Origin of the sequence: Nocardia sp. NPDC058658 (assembly GCF_042716665.1) — a bacterium.
Taxonomy (GTDB): domain Bacteria; phylum Actinomycetota; class Actinomycetes; order Mycobacteriales; family Mycobacteriaceae; genus Nocardia.
This window is the reverse complement of sequence record NZ_JBHXRR010000001.1, coordinates 792,468-811,757: the sequence shown is the minus strand read 5'-3', so window position 1 is coordinate 811,757 and position 19,290 is coordinate 792,468. Positions and strand designations below refer to the sequence as shown.

Below are 19,290 nucleotides of genomic sequence, written 5' to 3'. Positions count from 1 at the left end.
GTCTGAGGAGATCAGATGTCGAACCGGTCCAGGTTGCTCACCTTGGTCCACGCGGCGACGAAGTCGTGCACGAACTTCTCCTTCGCGTCGTCGGTCGCGTAGACCTCGGCCACCGCCCGCAGCTGCGAGTTGGAGCCGAACACCAGGTCGACGCGGCTGCCGGTCCAGGTGACCGCGCTGGAGGCACGGTCGCGACCTTCGAAGACGTTCTCGTCGGCGGCCGACGGCGCCCACTCGATACCCATGTCGAGGAGGTTCACGAAGAAATCGTTCGTCAACGCACCCGGGGTTTCGGTGAACACGCCCAGTGACGAGCCCTGGTAGTTCGCGCCGAGCACGCGCAGCCCACCGATCAACACGGTCATCTCCGGCGAACTGAGCGTGAGCAGGTTCGCCTTGTCGACCAGCAGGAACTCCGCGGGGATCTGCGCGTCCTTGGACACGTAGTTGCGGAACCCGTCGGCCGGGGTCTCGAGCGCGTCGAACGACTCGATGTCGGTCTGGGCCTGGGTCGCATCGGTACGGCCCGGCGTGAACGGCACGGTCACCGGGAAACCGGCGGCCTGGGCGGCCTGTTCGACACCGACCGCGCCACCGAGCACGACCAGGTCGGCGAAGGAGACCTGCGGGCCGCCGCCGGCGTTGAACGCGTCCTGGATGCCTTCGTAGACCCGCACCACCTGGGCGAGCTCGTCGGGCTGGTTGACCGCCCAACCGGCCTGCGGCTGCAACCGGATCCGGCCACCGTTGGCACCACCACGCTTGTCGCTGCCACGGAACGACGAGGCCGCGGCCCATGCCGTCGTCACGAGCTGGGCGATGGACAGGCCCGAGGACTGGATCTGACCCTTGAGGGTCGCGATCTCGGAATCACCGATGAGCGGGCCGTTCTGGGCAGGCACCGGGTCCTGCCAGAGCAGCTCTTCCGAGGGCACCAGCGGGCCGAGGTAGCGTGCGATCGGGCCCATGTCGCGGTGGGTGAGCTTGTACCAGGCGCGGGCGAACGCGTCGGCGAACTCGGCCGGGTTGTCCAGCCAGCGGCGGGTGATCGGCCCGTAGATCGGGTCGAACCGCAGCGACAGGTCGGTGGTCAGCATGGTCGGGGCGACCTTCTTGCCCGGAACGAACGCGTCGGGCACGGTATCGGCGCCCGCACCGTCCTTCGGGATCCACTGGTGCGCACCGGCCGGGCTCTTCGACAGCTCCCACTCGTACCCGTAGAGGGTCTCGAGGAAGTTGTTGTCCCAGGTGATCGGGGTGCTGTTCCAGATGCCTTCCAGGCCACTGGTGATCGCGTCCTTGCCGACACCGGTCCCGAACTCGCTCTTCCAGCCCAGCCCCTGCAGTTCCAGCGGCGCGGCCTCGGGCTCGGGGCCGACATTGTCGGCGGGGCCCGCACCGTGGGTTTTGCCGAAGGTGTGTCCGCCTGCGATGAGCGCGGCGGTCTCCTCGTCGTTCATCGCCATTCGGGCGAAGGTCTCGCGGATGTCGATGGCGGCGGCGATCGGGTCCGGATTGCCGTTGGGGCCTTCGGGATTGACGTAGATCAGGCCCATCTGGACTGCGGCGAGGGGACGCTCGAGGTTGCGGTCACCGGTGTAGCGCTCGTCGCCGAGCCAGGTGCGCTCGGGGCCCCAGTACACGTCCTCCTCCGGCTCCCACTCGTCGACGCGGCCACCACCGAAACCGAAGGTCTCGAAGCCCATCGATTCCAGGGCGACATTGCCGGTGTAGACGAACAAGTCGGCCCACGACAGCTTGCGGCCGTACTTCTTCTTCACCGGCCACAGCAGGCGGCGCGCCTTGTCGAGGCTGGCGTTGTCGGGCCAGCTGTTGAGCGGGGCGAAACGCTGCATGCCCGAGCCCGCGCCGCCGCGGCCGTCGCCGACGCGGTAGGTGCCCGCCGAGTGCCAGGCCATCCGGATGAAGAACGGGCCGTAGTGGCCGAAGTCGGCGGGCCACCAGGGCTGCGAGGTGGTCATGACCTGCTCGATATCGGCCTTCACCGCCGCCAGGTCGAGGGTGGCGAACTCGGCCGCGTAGTCGAAGTCCTCGCCCATGGGGTTGGCCACGGCCGGATTCTTCTGCAGCAGAGTGAGATTGAGCTGGTTCGGCCACCAGTCGCTGTTGCTGCCACGGGCGTCGGTGGAGGCGAACGGGCGATGCATGACGGGGCAGCCGCCACCGGGTTCCGTGTTGGCTTCGGCGATCGGTGGGTGTTCCTCGGGCACGGTGAATCCTTTCAGGAGAGTGAAGGTGATGTCGTGCAGTCGGGGCAGCGGCCCCAGTAGATGACCTCGGCCTCGTCGACGACGAAACCGCGGTCATCGCGGGGAGTCAGACAGGGCGCCTCGCCGACAGCGCACTCGACATCGACGATCACCCCACAGGATCGGCACACCAGGTGATGATGGTTGTCACCGACGCGCGTCTCATAGCGCGCGACGGTGCCCATCGGCTGGATTCGCCGGAGCAGTCCGGCGCTGGTGAGTGCCCGCAGTACGTCGTAGACGGCCTGCTGGCTGACGGCCCCGAGGGTGGCTCTGACTCGGCTCAGGATGGTGTCCGTGTCGGCGTGCGGATGCTGGTGCACGGCGGTGAGTACCGCCAGGCGCGGCGCGGTGACGCGCAGTGTGGCTGCCCGCAGCATCTGTTCGAAGTCCGGTTGGTTGGACACATTCCAGATTATGACTGATTCCAGATAATGGCGCAAGGGTTCGCGCTGACGAGTTCGTGAAGACAAAACGGGCAATTAACGCAATACTGGCGGGGATGACCGGCTCGGGGAGCCGGTCCACGAGCATGGGGTGGGAACGATGTCGAATCGTCAGTGGTATGCCGTGTCCGCGATCGCGGCGGCTCTTCTGGTGGGTGGTTGCGAGTCGGGACAGTCCGCATCGCCGACCAGCAGCAAGGCGAAGGTCACGACCACGACCTCGACCGTGCCCCCGGCGCCGCTGCAGAACCGGCGGGCCGAGAACGGCGCCGTGGTCCAGCAGGACGGCCTCGTCGGCGCGGGCACACTCGAGATCGAAAACGGCAACGCCGGCGATGTCGCGGTGGTGGTCACCAACGGCGACCCGAAGAAGCCGCAGGCCACGATCTACGTGCAGGGCAACTCCAATGCCACCCTCAGCGGGATCGACGGCACCTACTACGTCTACATGAAGTCCGGAAAGGATTGGGATCAGGCCACTCTCGGCTTCACCCGCGATCGCGACTTCTCCAAGTTCGACGATTCGTTCGACGGTGATTCCGACTGGACGATCACGCTGCAGCCGTCCGTCACGGGCAACGCCAGCACCAGCGACGTACCCTCTTTCTGACCGCGTTGGAAGGGCTCGTAACTGTGAACTCTGCCAAGGAATGCCCGGTCCGCCTGCGCGTCGACTAGCCTGCCGGGTGTCCGTTCCCCGAACGAAGGTGATACATAGTGACTTCCGTAGTCGATGCTCCGCCCGTCGATGCCCCGGATACCGCGTCGAAGGTAGGGCACTACTACCGGGTCGAGGGCCTTTACGAGGTCGGTCGCGAGAAGATCCGCGAGTACGCGCGCGCCGTCCAGGACTTCCATCCGGCCCACTGGGAGGACGAGGCGGCCGCCGCGCTCGGCTACCCGGGTCTGGTCGCGCCGCTGACCTTCGTCTCCATTCCGGCGATGGCGGCCAACAAGCTGCTGTTCGAAACGGTGGTCGTCGGCTACGACATGTTCGTGCAGACCGAGCAGGTCTTCGAACAGCACAAGCCGATCGTGGCCGGTGACCGTCTCGTCGTCGACGTCGAGCTGACCTCGGTGCGCACGATCGCGGGCAAGGACCTGATCACGGTCACCAACACCTTCGTCGACGAACTCGGCGAGACCGTGCACATCATGCACACCACGGTCGTCGGCATCACCGGTGAGGACGGCGTCTCGCCGGAGATCACCGCCGCCGTCGAGAACGTCATGCTGCACGGGGTGAAGGTGTTCAGCCAGGACAAGAGCGCCACGGTGGAGACCACCCTGCGCCCCGAGGGCGAGGTGCGCCTGTCCGTCGAGGGTGCCGCGCGCGTCCCGAACACCACGCTGTCGTTCGACGAGTTGACCGTCGGCGACGAACTGCCGCTGCGCGATGCCCGCCTCTCGCGCGGTGACCTCGTCAACTACGCGGGCGTCTCCGGCGACAACAACCCGATCCACTGGGACGAGAAGATCGCCGAGATGGCCGGCCTGCCCGACATCATCGCCCACGGCATGCTCACGATGGGCCTTGGCGCGGGCTTCCTCGCCACCTGGTCCGGCGACCCCGGCGCCGTCACCCGCTACGGCATTCGCCTGTCGGCCCCCACGGTCGTCGGCCGGGAAGGCGGCCAGATCGAGTTCACCGGCCGCGTGAAGTCCCTCGACCCGCAGACCCGCACCGCGGTGGTCGCCATCACCGCCAAGTCCGGTGGCCGCAAGATCTACGGCCTCGCCACCGCGAACCTGCGCTTCCGCTGAGTTCGACCGTCGCGGTGAGTCCGCTCGGGCTCACCGCGACCCTGGTCAGCCGCGCAAGCCGCGCAACGCGGTTTCGACCACGCGATCGGCGAAGTCGGCGGTGAGGGTGCCCGTGCGGAGTAGCCAGCGGTCCATCAGTGGGCCCCAGATCATCGCGATCGCCACGTCCAGATCTATGTCGGCGGCGATCTGGCCCGCGGCCTGGGCGGCGGCCAGTCTGCGGCGTTTCAGGTCGTCGATCGGGCCCTGCAGGCGTTCGACGTAGGTGGCGGCCAGGTCGGTGTCGTGCATGATCGCGCTGGTCAGGCCACGCAGCGGTAGGTCGAAGCGGGGGTCGGCGAGTTCGTCGACCGTGGCGCGCAGGACGAATTTCAGGTCGGCTTCCAGGTCGCTGGTATCGGGTAGGCCGGGAGTCTCGCCGGTTTCGCTGAGCATCAGGAACGCATCAAGCAGGACCGCGCCCTTGGACGGCCACCACCGGTAGATCGTCTGCTTGCCGACGCCTGCCCTGGCGGCGATCGCCTCGATGGTCAGCTTGTCGTAGCCGATCTCGCCCGCCAGCTCGAAGGCGGCGGACAGGATCGCGCGCCGGGATGCCTCGTTGCGCCGGGTCGCGTCCGCCGACGGCCGGGATGCGGGTTTCGCCTGACTCATGCCGCCATCCTAGCAAAGAGACGAGACGTTGCGTCTTGACGCGCGGCGAAACCAGTGGCATCCTCGAATCATCAGACGAGACGCAACGTCTTGTCTAGCTGAGGAGGAAAGCCATGACCACCGCATCCCGCGTCTGGTTCGTCACCGGTGCGAGCCGCGGTCTCGGCCGGGCCTTCGCCGAAGCCGCACTGGCAGCGGGGGACCGCGTCGCCGTCGCCGCCCGCACCCGCCCCGCACTCGACGAACTCGCCGCCGCCCACCCGGATCGGGTGCTGCCGCTCACCCTCGACGTGACCGACCGCAGTGCCGTGCACGAGGCGGTCGACGCGGCCGTCGCCCACTTCGGCCGACTCGACATCGTGGTCAACAACGCGGGCACCCTGTCGATGGGCATGCTCGAGGAATTCACCGAAGCCGAGGCCCGCGCCCAGTTCGAGGTCAACTTCTTCGGCGCACTATGGGTGAGCCAAGCCGTGCTGCCACACCTGCGCGCCCAACGGTCCGGCCACATCGTGCAGGTGTCGAGTATCGGCGGGCTCGCGGGCTTCCCGCTCTCGGGCATGTACGCCGCGAGCAAGTTCGCCCTCGAGGGCATGAGCGAGGCGCTGGCGATGGAAGCGGCGGAATTCGGTGTGCGCGTGAGCATTCTGCAGCCGGGCGGCTACTGGACGGACCTGTACTCGGCGATGGTGAACACCACCCCGATCGAGGCGTACGCCCCGCTGCGCGCCCAGCTAGAGGCGCAGTGGGCCGAGGGTTCCGTCGACAGCGAACCCGTACTGGCCGCCCAGGCACTGCTCACCCTCGTCGACGCCGAGGAACCACCGCTGCGCCTGCTACTGGGAAACATGGTGTACGACTTGGCCTTCGACCTCGCGCGCACCAAGATGGCCACCTGGTCGGCGTGGGAGCAGACCAGCCGAGCCGCGGAACAGGCAGTGCCCGCACCCGGCTCGGCGTAGCCGCTCAGGTGGTGACGGGAGTCCGTGCGGCGCGGTCGATCAGGTACTCGACCAGGTGGGTCAGCACCGCCTTGGCCGAGGGCCGATCGCGCGCGTCGCACAGGATCACCGGGGTGGCGGGATCCAGGTCCAGCGCGTCGCGCACCTCGTCGACGGTGTAGCGCGGCGCACCGTCGAAGCAGTTCACCGCGATCAGGAACGGCAGGCCGCGCCGCTCGAAGAAGTCAACGGCGGCAAAGGAATTGCTCAACCGGCGGGTGTCGGCCAGCACGATCGCGCCGAGCGCGCCACGGCACAGCTCGTCCCACAGGAACCAGAAGCGGTCCTGGCCGGGCGTGCCGAACAGGTACAGCACCAGATCCCGGTCGATGGTGATGCGCCCGAAGTCCAGCGCGACGGTGGTCGTGTGCTTCTGCTCCACGCCCGACAGATCGTCGACACCGGTGCTCACCTCGGTGATCAGCTCTTCGGTCCGCAGCGGCGCGATCTCGCTGATCGCGGCCACCATGGTGGTCTTGCCGACGCCGAAGCCGCCGGCGATGAGAATCTTGACCGAGGCGGCCATGTGCTGGTCGCCTGCGGACATCGGGTCAAAGTTTTCGGATGCCATCCAGAACCGCTCGCAATATGTTGAGGTCACCGGCACCGGCCTCGGCCGTTACTGGAGCCCGGAAGATGAGGTGACCCTCGGCGATGAGATCACCGACGAGGATCTTGGTCACCGCCAGAGGCAGTTTCAGCACGGCCGAGACCTCGGCCACCGACTGGGGACGCTTGCACAGCTGCGCGATCGTCCGGTACTCGGGTTCTGGCTTGCGCAGGGTGGGGGCGGGATGCACTGCCACCACCACCGTGAGCATGTCCAAGTCGTGCGCCGCACCCATGGTGCGGCCGCGGGTCACCGCGTACGGCCGGACCAGGGGTCCGGCCGCGTCGTCGAACCACGGATCGCCGAGTCGAGTCATTGTCGAAACTTTCTATAGCTGTGCATGCCCGTGCCGCGGTTCCGTCGACAGATAGCTGCCGACCCGCTGCACGGTGAGATTCATTTCGTAGGCGACCATGCCGAGATTGGCCGACTCGTTGGCTTGCAGTGCCAGGCAAGCGTTTTCGCCCGCCGAGGTGACGAACAGCACGGCCCGATCGAGCTCGATCACCGCTTGGCGCACGCCACCACCGTCGAACCGGCTGCCCGCGCTGCGCGCGAGACCGTAGAGGGTCGACGACATCGCGGCGAAGTGTTCGGCGTCTTCACGCTTCATCTGCGAGGAACGTCCGAGCAACAGCCCGTCGGTGGACAGCACGACCGCGTAGCGGACCCCTGCCAGCCGGTCGACGAGATCGTCGAGTAGCCAGTTGAGATCACCGGGGGAAGAGTTCACCTCAGCCTTCCTGTTCGTCCTGATTCGATGGGGCCTGTTGTTTGCGACCCTGGCGGGTGCCGTTCTCGATCGCGGACATGATGTCGCGCGCCTGTTCGGGGGAGCGGGGACGCTCCGGTGCGCTCGGCGCCTCGGCGGCGGGCTCGGTGAGCTCCGGCGCCAGATTTGTCTGCCTGCTGCGACGCGGCAGCGCCGGCCGCTCGTCGGAGGCGGTGTCGTAGCGCGGGGGCGCCACGACCGGCATTTCCGGGGCCGGTGTCATCGGACGCGGGGTCGGCGGGTCGGCGAGCAGCGTCGCGACCGGCGTCGGTGCCGATTCCAGGGCGGCGACCGGTGCCGGTTCCTGCGGTGCGGGCAGACCGCGACGCAGCGGGCCGGTCATGGCGGGCGGCATGTCGGCCAGTTCGGCCTCACCGGCCAGCAACTGCTGCGGAATCAGCACGATGGCGCGGATGCCGCCGTAGTCGGATTCGCTCAGCCGCACCGACACACCGTGGGCGAGGGCGAGCCGGGCGACCACGAACAGGCCGAGGCGCGAGTCCGAGGACAGCGTGCCGACACCGAAGTCCGGCGGATCGGCCAGCATGTTGTTGTAGCGCACCAGGTCCTCGGCGCTCATGCCCATGCCCTGGTCGGTGATCTCGACGACCACACCCTTGCCGACGATGTTGCCGCCCGCCTCGACCCGCGACTGCGGCGGGGAGAACGCGGTGGCGTTGTCGACGAGTTCGGCGAGCAGGTGCACGAGGTCGGCCACCACGGTGCCGACAACACTGACCTCGGGCAGTTTGGTGACCCGCACCCGCGCGTAATCCAGGGTCTCACCGATGGCGCTGCGCACCACGTCCATCACCGGCACCGGCTGGCGCCACTGCCGCCCGGGCCGTCCGCCGCCGAGGATGATCAGGTTCTCGGCGTTGCGGCGTTCACGAGTGGCCAGGTGATCGAGCCGGAACAGGGTCTCGAGCAGGGCCGGATCCTCTTGGCGCCGTTCGGCTTCGTCGAGGATCTCGAGCTGGCGGTGCACCACGATCTGGCTGCGGTGGGCGATATTGAGGAACACCGCGCGCACACCTTCCCGCGTGCGGGCCTCGTCGACGGCGGCACCGATCGCGGCGGCGGCGGCGTGCTCGAAGGCGTCGGCGACCTGGCCGATCTCGTCGGTGCCGAAGTCGAGCTTCGGTGCGGTCGCGGCGGGGTCGACCTCACCACCCTCGCGCAGGATGCGCATGGTGGCCGGCAGCTGTTCGTCAGCCAGCTGCAGCGTTTGGGTGCGCAGCCGACGCAGGCGCCGAATGATCCGGTTGGCCAGGATCACCGCGATCAGGAACACCAGCACACTCAGCGCGACGACGCCGCCACCGGCCAGGGCCGAGGTGGTTTCCGCGGTCGCGGCGGAATCGGCCGCCTTGGTCTGCACGATCCGGTTGTGTGCGACATACAGATCCAGCAGCGAGCGGGTGACGAAGCCGGTGGAGTTCTGCCATTCGGCCGGGGTCGCGGGCAGCGGGGGATAGGCACCCGGCTTGGCGCCGACCGCGGCGGGGTCGGAGTAGCGCGTGATGAGCGCGGCGTTCATCGCGATGACCTGTTGCCACTGCGGGCTGGCCATGAGCGCGTTCACCTGATCGCGCTCGCTCGGGTCGAGCTGGGGGGTGAGGGCGACGAGACCGGTCTGGAAGTGCCCGCTCTGGCGCATGAACTCGTCGAGGGGGATCGCGAGGTTGCCGTTGGAGGCGATCAGCGCGGTGCCGAGTGTGTTGGCGCGCGACATCGACTCGATGACCGCGAGCAGCCGGTCGCCGTAGGTGGACCGAACGGCCAGTTCCGCGCTCGGCGCCTGCAGCGAGGCGACATTCGAACCCGCGGAGAACTTGTCGATGACGGTGTTGAAGAAGTTGTACGCGTCCGGGGTGGGCAGCATGCGCGCGTCGACGGCGGCGCGGACCTGGATCTGCGCCTGCAGGAACTGGTCGTAGGCGGCTTGGCTGTCACCGATCTCGACACCGTTGACCGAGCGGAGTTTCTGCACGGCGACGTTCATCTTGGTGAACGAGGTGTCGGCGCGCGCGCGAGCGGCGGGCAGTGCGGGCGCCGCGGTTTCGTCACCGGCCAGCAGGGCCAGCGTCAGTGAGCGTTCGGACTGGAAGGATTCCAGCTGTTCCTGGACCGGGCCCACCATCGATTGCAGCTGGGTCGCCCACGCTTTCGCGTCGTTACTCTGCTTGACCAGGTACCCGGCGGCGCCGACGCCGACCACCACCAGGGTCAAACTCGGTATGAGAGCGATCGCCAGAATCCGGGTGCGCACACCGAGTCTCGCTAAGAACATCGCCATAATGTAACGGAATCGTTGCACTGTTGTCGTGTGTGTCTCGCTCAGCGGGACGCGATTCGGTTTGTGCGCGAACACATTTGCTCTGCGCGGCCGAAGACGAAAGAACGGCGAGCTCGCCCCGCCGGCTGAGCCGCGATGGCCCAGTCGGCGGGGGCTCGCCGTGACCTGGCAGCGCCGGGAAAGATGCTGCCAGGTCAGGTCTTTCGGCGCCGCCGCCGCTACAGCGTGCGGTCGGCGCCCGTGCGTGGCGGCGGTGCGGCCGCCAGTGCCGCGTTCTCCGCGTCGGTCAGCAGTCGCGCGCGCAACACGAAGCGCATGCCCTGACCGGCCTCTAGGGAGTCCTCGGCGGCCTCACCGCGGGTGACGTCGACGGTGAGGTGGGTGTCTTTCCAGCAGTCGAATTGCTCGGGGCTGATCCAGAATTCGGTGTGCCAGCTCAGCCGCCCGAGCAGGATGTCGGCCTTCTCGATCGGGAACTGCTTGGCGGGCAGGCAGACCGGTGCGCTGTCGTCGTCGCAGCATTCGCCGGTCTGGCGGAACAGGACGGGTCCGTTGTCCTCGATGATGCGGCGCAGCAGGTTCTGGGCGCGTTCGGTGATCTCGACACGGTGGATTCGATTCTGCATCAGAACATCCCGAGTTTCGTCGTCGAATAGCTGACCAGCAGGTTCTTGGTCTGCTGGTAGTGCTCGAGCATCATCGCGTGGTTCTCCCGGCCGAAACCCGACTTCTTGTAGCCGCCGAACGCGGCGTGGGCGGGGTAGGCGTGGTAGCAGTTGGTCCAGACCCGGCCCGCCTCGAGGCCGCGGCCGAGCCGGTGGGCAGTGTTGATGTCACGGGTCCACACGCCCGCACCGAGACCGTAGAGGGTGTCGTTGGCGATGCGGATCGCCTCGTCGACGGTGTCGAAGCGGGTGACCGCGACGACGGGGCCGAAGATCTCCTCCTGGAAGATCCGCATCGTGTTGTCACCTTCGAAGACGGTGGGTTCGATGTAGTACCCACCCGGTAGGCCGTCGACCTTGCGTGCTTCCCCTCCAGTGAGCACGCGGGCGCCTTCGGCTCTGCCGATGTCGAAATAGGACAGGATCTTCTCGTACTGGTCGTTGCCCGCCTGCGCGCCGATCATCGTCGCGGTGTCGAGCGGATGACCGGACACGATGGACTCGGTGCGGGCGATGGCGCGGGCGAGGAATTCGTCGTAGATCGACGAGTGGATCAGCGCCCGAGACGGGCACGTGCACACCTCGCCCTGGTTCAGGGCGAACATGACGAACCCCTCGACGGCCTTGTCGAGGTAGTCGTCGTCGGCGGCGAGCACATCGGGCAGGAAGATGTTGGGGCTCTTGCCGCCGAGTTCGAGGGTGACCGGGATGATGTTTTCGCTCGCGTACTGCATGATCAGCCGCCCGGTGGTGGTCTCGCCGGTGAACGCGATCTTGGCCACCCGCGGGCTCTGAGCGAGTGGCTTGCCCGCTTCGACGCCGAAACCGTTGACCACGTTGAGAACCCCGTCGGGCAGCAGGTCGGCGATGAGTTCGACGACGAGCAGCAGCGAGGCCGGTGTCTGCTCGGCCGGTTTGATGACCACGCAGTTGCCCGCCGCGAGGGCGGGCGCGAGTTTCCAGGCGGCCATGAGGATCGGGAAATTCCACGGAATGATCTGTCCGACCACTCCCAGGGGTTCGTGGAAGTGGTAGGCGACGGTGTCGGCGTCGATCTGCGACAGCGAACCCTCTTGGGCACGGAGCACTCCCGCGAAGTAGCGGAAGTGATCGACGGCCAGCGGCAGGTCGGCCGCGAGGGTTTCGCGGATCGGTTTGCCGTTGTCCCAGGTTTCGGCCACCGCCAGGGGTTCGAGGCTGTTCTCGATCCGGTCGGCGATCTTGAGCAGGATGTCGCAGCGCTCGGCGACCGAGGTCGCGGCCCAGCGTTCGCTCGCGCGATGCGCGGCTTCCAGTGCCATGTCGATATCGGCGGCGGTGGAACGGGCCACCGCGCAGAAGGTCTCGCCGTCGACCGGTGAGGTGTTGTCGAAATAACGGCCTTCGACAGGGGGCGACCAGTCACCTCCGATGAAGTTGTCGTATCGGGGGGCATAGCTGACTATGCCGGTATCCGATCCGGGTTTGCCGTAGATCATTCGCCTCGCTCCTCGCGACCCGTGCGTCGTGCTGCACACTATTGTCGGAGAAGGTTGGTACGAGGTTGGTGACGGTGTTTGCGCAGGTCAGCCCTGGCGCGCGGTGAACAGCCGGGCGGTGACGACGGCGCGGCGGACGTCGTCGCGGGGCAGTAGCCGCAGCGCGTGTTCGTGGACCGCGATGTCGCCGGGGCAGCGCTGCCCGAAGGCGACCGCGTGTTCGGGCCGATCGCTGCCGAGCACCGCGTTGCGGATGCCGACGTCGAGGTGGGCACGCCACTGTTCCACCCCGGGCAGATCCGAACCGGGCAGCAGCGGTCCGCGATACAGGTACAGCGCCGAGGTGAGGTCGCCGCCCTCGATGGCGGCCAGCAGATCCACCGCGTCACAGGACACCGCGCCCGTGAGCATGTAGCGCCGGTTGGCGATCTCGCCGCGGGTGGCGCGGCGCAGGTGTGACACATCGGCTTTGAGGGTGTTGAGCGACACCGACCGCTCGCCGTAGACCGCGGCGTGCAACTGCTCGGGGGTGTAGCCGTCGGGTTCGAGGGCGAGCAGGGCCAGGATCTCGAGTTGGCGCGGTGGCAGCGGCACCGGCCGTCCGTCACGCAAAAGCCTTGCCGCACCGAGACATTCGAGTCGCACGCCCGGTGCGGGGGTGGGCGCTTCGGCGCGCAGCATCGTCTCAACGGCGGTGACGAGCGCGCGGACCGAGGTCATCACCATCGGATGCGAGCGTTCCCAGGTCGAGGACAGGTCGAGCACGCCGACCGTGCGCCCGTCGGGGCCGTGGATGGGCGCGGAGTAACAGACCCAGCCGTGCAGTGCGGCGACGAGGTGTTCGGCGGAGAACACGGTGACGGCCCGGTCGTCGTGCAGGGCCAGGGACAATCCGTTGGTGCCCATGTGGCTTTCGTCCCACACCCCGCCCGGCGCGAAGTTCACCGCTTCGCCCTGGCGGCGCAGTCCGCGATCGCCCGCGGTCCACAGGATGGTGCCCGATTCGTCACTGACGACAGCGAGATAGCCTGATTCCTCGGCCATTCCGCGCAGTTGGCCTGCGAGTTCGGTGACGGGTCTGCGCAGCGGGGATTCTGACCAGCGGTCGCTGATGTCGTTGAATCCGGGCGCCACCTCGGTGGCCGGGTCGACGGTGTGCAGGGAGCGCTGCCAGGATTTGGCGACATCGTTGCGCACGGCCCCGGTGTCGCGGGGCAGCGTGAGCGGGCGCGACGGTGCCGCGAGGCGATGCCACTGCTTCTCGAGCTCGACCCGGTAGTCCGAAAGTCGTTCTGCCCCGTGCGATCCGGCGATCGGGTTGTCGTGGGGTCGAGCCCTGCCCGAATCCCCGCGCGGACGAGCCCGGCTCGGTTCGTCGTCCACGTTCACTCCCTGCTCGTCGGTGACGCACCGTTCCAGCGACGAGAACGGGTGTGGCGCTTACTGTTTATCAGCTGGGGCGCCGCCGTGGGAACGTTTGTGCCGAGGACGACCGGTTCGCCGGGTGTCAGCCTGTCGTGTCGCCTTGACGCGGGCTATTTGTTCAGGAAGATGCCGGCGATGTCGGCGTTCTTGATCGGGGTGTCGACATTGCGCTGGGTCGCGCACAGCACGTCGACCTGCACGATCATCGAGTCGACCACGGTGCCCGCCGGTTCGTTGTCGTTGCCGGTCTGCTGTTTGATCGCCTTGGTGATGGTGATCCGCTTGGTGTTCGGCTCCTGGTTGACGTAGTCGCGACAGCTGGTGTCGCCGCCCTGGTTGAGCACCCGCTCGACCTCGGTGCAGCCTGCGACCATGGCTGCCAGCACCGCGACGCCCACCGCGACGGCGCCGGTTCGGGTGGTGACAGCCATGGTTCCTCCTGCAAGGTTCGCTGCGCGCGTGTGCGCGTCGACGTCAGCTTATGCGCCTGCGTTCAGGCACGGTGGATTCGCAACGGAACCCGCAGTTCGGCGGATGTGAGGGAGCCGTGGTGGCCGATGATCAGCGATTGCATCGGTTCGGCGCCGGAGCGCACGATGCCGCCGTCGCCGGTGGCGATCACGACGAGATCGCCGATGCGCGCGGCGGCGTCGTGGGTGACGGTGGGACCGAACCAGCCCGCGTCGATCGCTTCCGCTCGCGTGCGCACCAGGAACGCCGACCCCAGTACCTCGCGCCAGGTGTCGGCAACGGAAGCGCTGTCGTCGGTATAGACGTGGCGGGCACGTGGTTCACCGCCGAGGGCTATGACATTCTCGGACAGCGACGCGTGAGTGTCGAAGTCGATGCGCTCGACGAGTTCGACCATGCCGTGATCGGCGGTGACGATGAGCGCCGAGCGGGCGGGCAGTCGCGCCGCGATCTCGGCGGCGATCCGGTCCACATTGGCCAGCTCGAACCGCCACGCCCGGCTGGCGGGCCCGCGGGCGTGACCGGTGGTGTCGAGTTCCGAATGATAGGTGTAGACAAGGGTTTTCGGCGCCGAGGTCAGTGCGGTCAACACGCCGTCGATGAGATCGCCGACCGAATAGGCCGTGTGGAATCGGCCGCCGCGCCAGCCTGCCATGGTCAGCCCGGAACCGTCCTGGTAGCTCGGCGCCACCTGGACTGCCGCGATGCCCGCCTCGGTGGCGCGTTCGAAGATGGTGCGGTGCGGCTGGATTCGGTCCGGGGGAAGCGTTGCGCGTGCGTCGACTTTCGGTCCGTCGCCCATGAGCTGCCATCGCAGCGAATTGAACAGGCGTTCTTCGCCGGGCAAACGCATGCAGTAGCCGACGATGCCGTGCTCACCCGAAGGCAGGCCGGTGCCGAGGGTGGTCAGGCTCGTCGCCGTGGTGCTCGGGAAGCCGGCGTCGATGCTCACCTCGGGCAGGCTGGTCAGGAACGGTGCCGCGGCGGCTTCGGCCGCGAGGGCATCCGCGCCGAGCCCGTCCACGAGTAGCACGCAGACATGGTCGACATCGAGGTCGAGGCCGAGCCGATCGGTGTCGCCGGGCACGCCGAGGCAGGTCAGGACCGAGGGGAGCAGATCGGCGAGTGAGGCGGTGCCGTAACGGGGAGTGCGAAGGAGATGGTCGATCACGCTGTGTTGCCTCGGCATGCTCGGACGGCCTGCGTGGTCACGCTCCGCTACCGCCTCCGGCCGTTGACCGTTCATGCCTGTCCTGTCTCGAATCGGCTGATCAGCCCGTCGCGCAGGACGAACTGCCAGGTGGTACGCATCGAACCCCACCGGCTGTTGGTGTAGTCGGCGGTGAGGGCGAGACCGTCGTCGGAATCGATCGTGTCCACGACGAGATGTCCGTTGCTGCTGAAGATCTCGGCCTCGGTCCATTGCGCGAGGTTGCGTTCGACACCATCATCGGACATTGTCGCGTCCTCGGTGAGCAGACCGTAGAACTGGTCGGTGTCCTGCGCGTTGAGCGCGTCGACGAAGGCCTCGACAACGGGATCGAGTTTCGCGGTGCCAGACATCGGGCCTCCTGCTCGAAATGGCTACACAACGGCTAACGCGGTGATACCCACTGTAAGTGAGCGCACGCGTCGCGCCGCCGGAATATCGGGCGGCGCGTCAGCCGGTGGGAGCGTCCGGGGTGATCAGCGCGGTGAATGTGCGCGTGATCGCGTCGACGAGCTCGGGCGCGTGGGTGCCCATCTGCTCGCTGCGTTTCTCGAGGTAGCCGTCGAGCCACAGCGACGCGAGCCCGTGGCCGAGCGCCCACCACGCGACGGCGAGGGTTTCGGCGCGGTCGGCGGGGAGCGCGCCGACGGCGACACATTCGGCCACCGTCTCGACCAGGACGTCGAAGGCGGCGTCACCGGCGGCGTGGGCGTCGGGGTGTTTGTCGGGCTGGGACAATTCGGGTCGGAACATCAGCCGGAACTGGGCGGGGTGCTCGCGAGAGAACTGCACGTAGGCAACGCCGAGTTCGGTGAGCGCTTGCAGCGGGTCGGTTGTCGATGCTCTGGCGGCGGTCAGATAGGCGGCCAGCTGCTGGAAGCCGTCGATCGACAGCGCCGACAGCAGCGCGGCGCGGTCGGCGAAATGGTGATAGGGCGCGCCGCTGCTGACCCCGGCCTCCCTGGCGACGCGGCGCAAGCTCACCGCGGCCAGACCCTCGCTCTCGATCAGGCGCAGGCAGGCGTCCATCAGCGTGGCGCGCAGGTCGCCGTGGTGGTAACTAGTGCGCTTCACCCTTGTGAGGGTAGGCGAGAACTCGCGTGGAATTGGCACTGGACAGGAAATCTATGCAGTGTTTAGATTAACTGAGCACCGCTCAGATAGGAGACATCATGACCACTCGGGTCCTCGTCACCGGCGCGACAGGTTTCGTCGCAGGCCATTGCATCGCCGAACTCCTCGACCACGGCTACGCCGTCCGCGCCACCGTGCGCGACCTCGCCGCACACGCCAAACGCGCCCATCTCACCGAACTCGCCCGCCGCACCGGTGGCGACCTGGAATTCGTCGCGGCCTCCCTCGACGACGACGCAGGCTGGGCGGCGGCGGTCGCCGATTGCGACGCCGTGCTGCACGTGGCGTCACCGTTCCCGTCCACGCCACCGGACAACGAACAAGACCTCATCGAACCCGCAGTCCAGGGCACGTTGCGAGTGCTGCGCGCCGCCGCGTCGGCCGGTGTGCGTCGTGTGGTGCTCACCTCCTCGGTCGCCGCCGTCGCCTACGGCCATGACGTGGACGAGGTACGCACCGAGGACGATTGGTCGGTGGTCGACCGCATCTCCGCCTATCAGAAGAGCAAGACCCTCGCCGAACGGGCGGCCTGGGATTTCATCGAATCCTCTTCCACCGCAACCGAACTGGTCGTGCTGAACCCCGGCATGATCCTCGGCCCGCTGCTGGAAGCCCGAACCAGCACCTCCCACGAACCGGTCCGCCGGCTGCTGGCCCGCGATGTTCCCGGTGCGGTGAACACCGGCTGGACGCCCGTCGATGTGCGCGATCTGGCTGTCGCGCACCGGTTGGCGATGGAAGTGCCCGAGGCCGCGGGCAATCGATACATCTGCGCGACCGACCCGCTGTGGATGGGGGAGTTGGCCCGCCTACTGGCTCGCGACTACGAAGACTTCCGCGTTCCCACCAGGGTCCTGCCGAACTGGTTGATCCGCGTCGTCGCGATCTTCGACAAGGGTGTGCGCCTGACCGTGCCGGTCCTGGGCCGCACCGAACACGTCAGCGCCGACAAGGCCCGCCGCGAACTGGGCTGGACCATGCGCCCGATCGAGGACACCGTCCGCGACACCGCCGACAGCTTGATCGCCTTCGGCATCGTCACCGCTCCCGGCAAGTCGGCGTCATCGCCCGCCGCCGCCGGAACACGCTGAGCGATCAGCGCCATTCCTGACGTTGCAGATCCAGGATCACCGGGTGCATCAACGTCGAGACCTCGGGATCGACCGGGCGGCGGTCCGGTGGGAAGACGGTGGCCGCGGTGAGGGTGGCCTCGTCGAGGGAGCGCAGCGGGCCGGGGCTACGCAGCGACGGTGCGGGGTTCGCGGTGGTCGCGGCCAGTACGAACCCCCAGTCACCGAAACTCGGGACGTCCACGTGGTACGGGGTCGTTAGCAGACCCGCGGATCGCAGGGTCGCGTCGATGGTCCAGAAGGAGCGCGGGGCGAAGAAGGGGGAGCCCGATTGGACGACCATGCGCGCGCCGGGCGCCATGACATTGGCGGTCATCGCGTAGAACTCCTGCGAGTACAGCTTGGCCACCGAGGTCTGGTCGGGGTCGGGCAGGTCGACGATCACCGCGTCGAAAAGGCTTGGGGCGCTGCGTAACCAGGTGAACGCGTCGGCGTTGACGACGGTGACCCGTGGGTCGTCGAAGGCGTGCCGGTTGAGTTCGGTGAGGCGGTCGTCGGTGCGGGCGAGGTCGACCATCGCGGGGTCGAGTTCGACCAGTGTCACGTGGGCGATATCGGGGTAGCGCAGGATCTCGCGCAGCGCGAGGCCGTCGCCACCGCCGAGTACCAGCACCTCGCGGTGCGCACCGGACAGCACCGGGTGCACCAGTGCTTCGTGGTAGCGGTATTCGTCGATCGAGGAGAACTGGAGTCCGCCGTTGAGATAGAGCCGGGTGTCGGTGGTGCCGAACGGGGAGAACGATTCGGTGAGCACGATCTGCTGATACGGCGTGCGCGTCTGCCAGACGATCGGGTGGGCGAACAGGGCCTGCTGGGCGGTCGCCTCGAACCGGTCGGCGTAGAGGTAGCTGCCGGTGAGACCGCACGCGACCGCGACGGTGGCGGCGATCAGCGTGTGCCGGGCGCCGCGCGTCATCCTGTCGCGAAAGAAGAAGAACGCTAACGCGAGTCCGGCGATCGCATTCACGACCCCCACTACGAGGCTGCCGCGAATCTGCCCGAACACCGGCAACAGCAGGAACGGAAACGCCAACCCACCCAGCAGCGCGCCCACATAGTCGGCCGCGAAAAGATCGGCGACCGCGCTACTGGCCTCCTGCTTGCGGATGTCCTGCAGCAACTCCATCAGCAGCGGAATCTCCGCACCGACGAGCATCCCGATCACCGCCGCCGCCAACACCAGCGTGCCCGTATAGATATTGAGCCACGCGAAACTGGCGTACAGGGCAGCCACCGACAGCCCACCCACCACGGCCAACGCCAACTCCACCGCGACGAAAGCCGCGGCGGCATGCGGCCGCAACGGTTTCGCCAGCAACGCGCCGACACCCATCGAACACACCATCACGCTCAACGTGATCGACGCCTGGGCGGCGGTGTCACCGATCAGATAACTGCCGAGCGTGACCAGCGACAGCTCGTACACCAAACCGCATGCCGCACAGACGAACACGGTCGCCAGCAGCGCCGCCCTGGCCAGGCGGTGCCGTGGCATCAGGTCAGGCCCGCGGCCACCACCAGCGCGACCGCGACATGCGCCGACGCCGTGACCCACACGGCCGGGTGCGTTTCCGCGTCGGCGACGACGGCCCTGAAATCACCCGGGGTGAGCGCGTCGAGCAGCACGAACGCCACCGCCATCGCGGCCAGTCCGATGATGCCGTAGATCGCGCTGGCCAGCAGCGCCTCGGCGATCCTGCCCTCGGACGTCCAGATGGCCACGGCCACGATGATTCCGACCCCGAACAGGTTCGAGGCCAACAGGATCGCGGCATTGCGATTGCGCTCGATCCAGATCTGGGCGCGCAGGTCGCCCGGGGTGAGCAGGTCGACGACGCCGAAACCGACGGCCATCAACACGATTCCCACCGCGGAATAGGCGAGCGCGGCGCCCGCGTCCGCTGCCAGGTCGGCGAGCATTCCAGTGTCCTCCTGTGCTGTTGGGCGAGATGCCCGAATGA

The 19,290-nt window shown here is 67.6% G+C and carries 20 protein-coding genes; 4 read left to right on the top strand and 16 right to left on the bottom strand.

The genetic code is table 11. The features are described from left to right. Positions 1-11: 11 nt before the first annotated feature. On the bottom strand, positions 12-2,231 hold the full coding sequence (gene katG / locus ACFWUP_RS03770) for a catalase/peroxidase HPI (RefSeq protein WP_379230395.1): 2,220 nt from the start codon (positions 2,229-2,231) through the stop codon (positions 12-14). A gap of 11 nt (positions 2,232-2,242) precedes the next feature. Continuing rightward, positions 2,243-2,650: a Fur family transcriptional regulator gene (locus ACFWUP_RS03765; RefSeq protein WP_379230950.1), complete on the bottom strand. Its 408-nt coding sequence runs from the start codon at positions 2,648-2,650 to the stop codon at positions 2,243-2,245. A gap of 166 nt (positions 2,651-2,816) precedes the next feature. Here ACFWUP_RS03765 and ACFWUP_RS03760 point away from each other — a divergent pair, with 166 nt between their 5' ends. Together ACFWUP_RS03760 and ACFWUP_RS03755 are read left to right on the top strand one after the other, a co-directional pair. Further along, positions 2,817-3,326, top strand: coding sequence for a hypothetical protein (locus ACFWUP_RS03760; RefSeq protein ID WP_379230393.1), 510 nt, complete (start codon positions 2,817-2,819; stop codon positions 3,324-3,326). 107 nt (positions 3,327-3,433) lie between these two features. Continuing rightward, on the top strand, positions 3,434-4,480 hold the full coding sequence (locus ACFWUP_RS03755) for a fused (3R)-hydroxyacyl-ACP dehydratase subunits HadA/HadB (RefSeq protein ID WP_379230391.1): 1,047 nt from the start codon (positions 3,434-3,436) through the stop codon (positions 4,478-4,480). A gap of 45 nt (positions 4,481-4,525) precedes the next feature. Here ACFWUP_RS03755 and ACFWUP_RS03750 read toward each other — a convergent pair whose 3' ends face one another. Next, positions 4,526-5,134, bottom strand: coding sequence for a TetR/AcrR family transcriptional regulator (locus tag ACFWUP_RS03750; protein WP_379230390.1), 609 nt, complete (start codon positions 5,132-5,134; stop codon positions 4,526-4,528). Between the two features lie 113 nt (positions 5,135-5,247). Between ACFWUP_RS03750 and ACFWUP_RS03745 the strand changes: the two genes are divergently transcribed. After that, complete coding sequence (locus ACFWUP_RS03745) at positions 5,248-6,096, top strand: SDR family NAD(P)-dependent oxidoreductase (protein WP_379230388.1); 849 nt, start codon at positions 5,248-5,250, stop codon at positions 6,094-6,096. A 4-nt stretch (positions 6,097-6,100) separates the two neighbouring features. Here the strand turns inward: ACFWUP_RS03745 and ACFWUP_RS03740 are convergent, their stop codons facing one another. From ACFWUP_RS03740 to ACFWUP_RS03690, 11 genes are all read right to left on the bottom strand, one after another. After that, a complete protein-coding gene (locus tag ACFWUP_RS03740; RefSeq protein ID WP_379230386.1) occupies positions 6,101-6,706 on the bottom strand; it encodes an ATP/GTP-binding protein in 606 nt (201 codons plus the stop codon). Next, positions 6,687-7,061, bottom strand: a complete 375-nt coding sequence (locus ACFWUP_RS03735; protein ID WP_379230384.1) for a DUF742 domain-containing protein — start codon at positions 7,059-7,061, stop codon at positions 6,687-6,689. The genes ACFWUP_RS03740 and ACFWUP_RS03735 overlap by 20 nt, the downstream gene beginning before the upstream one ends. Positions 7,062-7,073: 12 nt before the next feature. Then, positions 7,074-7,478 (bottom strand): roadblock/LC7 domain-containing protein, encoded by a 405-nt coding sequence (locus ACFWUP_RS03730; protein ID WP_056809728.1) that lies wholly within the window; start codon positions 7,476-7,478, stop codon positions 7,074-7,076. A 1-nt stretch (position 7,479) separates the two neighbouring features. Next, positions 7,480-9,810 carry a nitrate- and nitrite sensing domain-containing protein gene (locus tag ACFWUP_RS03725; protein WP_379230382.1) on the bottom strand — a complete coding sequence of 777 codons (2,331 nt, stop codon included), beginning with the start codon at positions 9,808-9,810 and terminating at the stop codon, positions 7,480-7,482. A gap of 224 nt (positions 9,811-10,034) precedes the next feature. Next, on the bottom strand, positions 10,035-10,442 hold the full coding sequence (locus ACFWUP_RS03720) for a DUF779 domain-containing protein (protein WP_379230381.1): 408 nt from the start codon (positions 10,440-10,442) through the stop codon (positions 10,035-10,037). Next, entirely contained in the window at positions 10,442-11,959 is a 1,518-nt protein-coding gene (locus ACFWUP_RS03715; protein ID WP_379230379.1) for an aldehyde dehydrogenase family protein, read from the bottom strand. The genes ACFWUP_RS03720 and ACFWUP_RS03715 overlap by 1 nt, the downstream gene beginning before the upstream one ends. 87 nt (positions 11,960-12,046) lie before the next feature. Beyond that, entirely contained in the window at positions 12,047-13,273 is a 1,227-nt protein-coding gene (locus ACFWUP_RS03710; RefSeq protein ID WP_379230948.1) for a transcriptional regulator, read from the bottom strand. Positions 13,274-13,494: 221 nt separating this feature from the next. Next, entirely contained in the window at positions 13,495-13,815 is a 321-nt protein-coding gene (locus tag ACFWUP_RS03705; RefSeq protein WP_379230377.1) for a hypothetical protein, read from the bottom strand. A gap of 62 nt (positions 13,816-13,877) precedes the next feature. Further along, complete coding sequence (locus tag ACFWUP_RS03700; RefSeq protein ID WP_379230375.1) at positions 13,878-15,026, bottom strand: alkaline phosphatase family protein; 1,149 nt, start codon at positions 15,024-15,026, stop codon at positions 13,878-13,880. 71 nt (positions 15,027-15,097) lie between these two features. Then, entirely contained in the window at positions 15,098-15,418 is a 321-nt protein-coding gene (locus ACFWUP_RS03695; protein WP_379230374.1) for a nuclear transport factor 2 family protein, read from the bottom strand. A 97-nt stretch (positions 15,419-15,515) separates the two neighbouring features. Beyond that, positions 15,516-16,139, bottom strand: a complete 624-nt coding sequence (locus ACFWUP_RS03690) for a TetR/AcrR family transcriptional regulator (RefSeq protein WP_379230372.1) — start codon at positions 16,137-16,139, stop codon at positions 15,516-15,518. 98 nt (positions 16,140-16,237) lie between these two features. Between ACFWUP_RS03690 and ACFWUP_RS03685 the strand changes: the two genes are divergently transcribed. Beyond that, positions 16,238-17,290 carry an NAD-dependent epimerase/dehydratase family protein gene (locus ACFWUP_RS03685; RefSeq protein WP_379230370.1) on the top strand — a complete coding sequence of 351 codons (1,053 nt, stop codon included), beginning with the start codon at positions 16,238-16,240 and terminating at the stop codon, positions 17,288-17,290. 4 nt (positions 17,291-17,294) lie between these two features. Here ACFWUP_RS03685 and ACFWUP_RS03680 read toward each other — a convergent pair whose 3' ends face one another. Both ACFWUP_RS03680 and ACFWUP_RS03675 read right to left on the bottom strand, forming a co-directional pair. Then, positions 17,295-18,824 carry a polyamine aminopropyltransferase gene (locus ACFWUP_RS03680; RefSeq protein WP_379230369.1) on the bottom strand — a complete coding sequence of 510 codons (1,530 nt, stop codon included), beginning with the start codon at positions 18,822-18,824 and terminating at the stop codon, positions 17,295-17,297. After that, complete coding sequence (locus tag ACFWUP_RS03675) at positions 18,824-19,249, bottom strand: DUF350 domain-containing protein (protein ID WP_379230367.1); 426 nt, start codon at positions 19,247-19,249, stop codon at positions 18,824-18,826. Before ACFWUP_RS03675 ends, ACFWUP_RS03680 begins: the two co-directional genes overlap by 1 nt. Between the last annotated feature and the right edge of the window lie 41 nt (positions 19,250-19,290).

What these genes read in the sequence shown, in the direction of transcription:
- ACFWUP_RS03765 (WP_379230950.1), bottom strand. Translation starts at nt 2,650, where the DNA reads ATGCTGCGGGCAGCCACACTGCGCGTCACCGCGCCGCGCCTGGCGGTA.
- ACFWUP_RS03760 (WP_379230393.1), top strand. Translation starts at nt 2,817, where the DNA reads ATGTCGAATCGTCAGTGGTATGCCGTGTCCGCGATCGCGGCGGCTCTT.
- ACFWUP_RS03750 (WP_379230390.1), bottom strand. Translation starts at nt 5,134, where the DNA reads ATGAGTCAGGCGAAACCCGCATCCCGGCCGTCGGCGGACGCGACCCGG.
- ACFWUP_RS03745 (WP_379230388.1), top strand. Translation starts at nt 5,248, where the DNA reads ATGACCACCGCATCCCGCGTCTGGTTCGTCACCGGTGCGAGCCGCGGT.
- ACFWUP_RS03740 (WP_379230386.1), bottom strand. Translation starts at nt 6,706, where the DNA reads ATGGCATCCGAAAACTTTGACCCGATGTCCGCAGGCGACCAGCACATG.
- ACFWUP_RS03735 (WP_379230384.1), bottom strand. Translation starts at nt 7,061, where the DNA reads ATGACTCGACTCGGCGATCCGTGGTTCGACGACGCGGCCGGACCCCTG.
- ACFWUP_RS03725 (WP_379230382.1), bottom strand. Translation starts at nt 9,810, where the DNA reads ATGTTCTTAGCGAGACTCGGTGTGCGCACCCGGATTCTGGCGATCGCT.
- ACFWUP_RS03720 (WP_379230381.1), bottom strand. Translation starts at nt 10,442, where the DNA reads ATGCAGAATCGAATCCACCGTGTCGAGATCACCGAACGCGCCCAGAAC.
- ACFWUP_RS03715 (WP_379230379.1), bottom strand. Translation starts at nt 11,959, where the DNA reads ATGATCTACGGCAAACCCGGATCGGATACCGGCATAGTCAGCTATGCC.
- ACFWUP_RS03705 (WP_379230377.1), bottom strand. Translation starts at nt 13,815, where the DNA reads ATGGCTGTCACCACCCGAACCGGCGCCGTCGCGGTGGGCGTCGCGGTG.
- ACFWUP_RS03695 (WP_379230374.1), bottom strand. Translation starts at nt 15,418, where the DNA reads ATGTCTGGCACCGCGAAACTCGATCCCGTTGTCGAGGCCTTCGTCGAC.
- ACFWUP_RS03685 (WP_379230370.1), top strand. Translation starts at nt 16,238, where the DNA reads ATGACCACTCGGGTCCTCGTCACCGGCGCGACAGGTTTCGTCGCAGGC.
- ACFWUP_RS03680 (WP_379230369.1), bottom strand. Translation starts at nt 18,824, where the DNA reads ATGCCACGGCACCGCCTGGCCAGGGCGGCGCTGCTGGCGACCGTGTTC.
- ACFWUP_RS03675 (WP_379230367.1), bottom strand. Translation starts at nt 19,249, where the DNA reads ATGCTCGCCGACCTGGCAGCGGACGCGGGCGCCGCGCTCGCCTATTCC.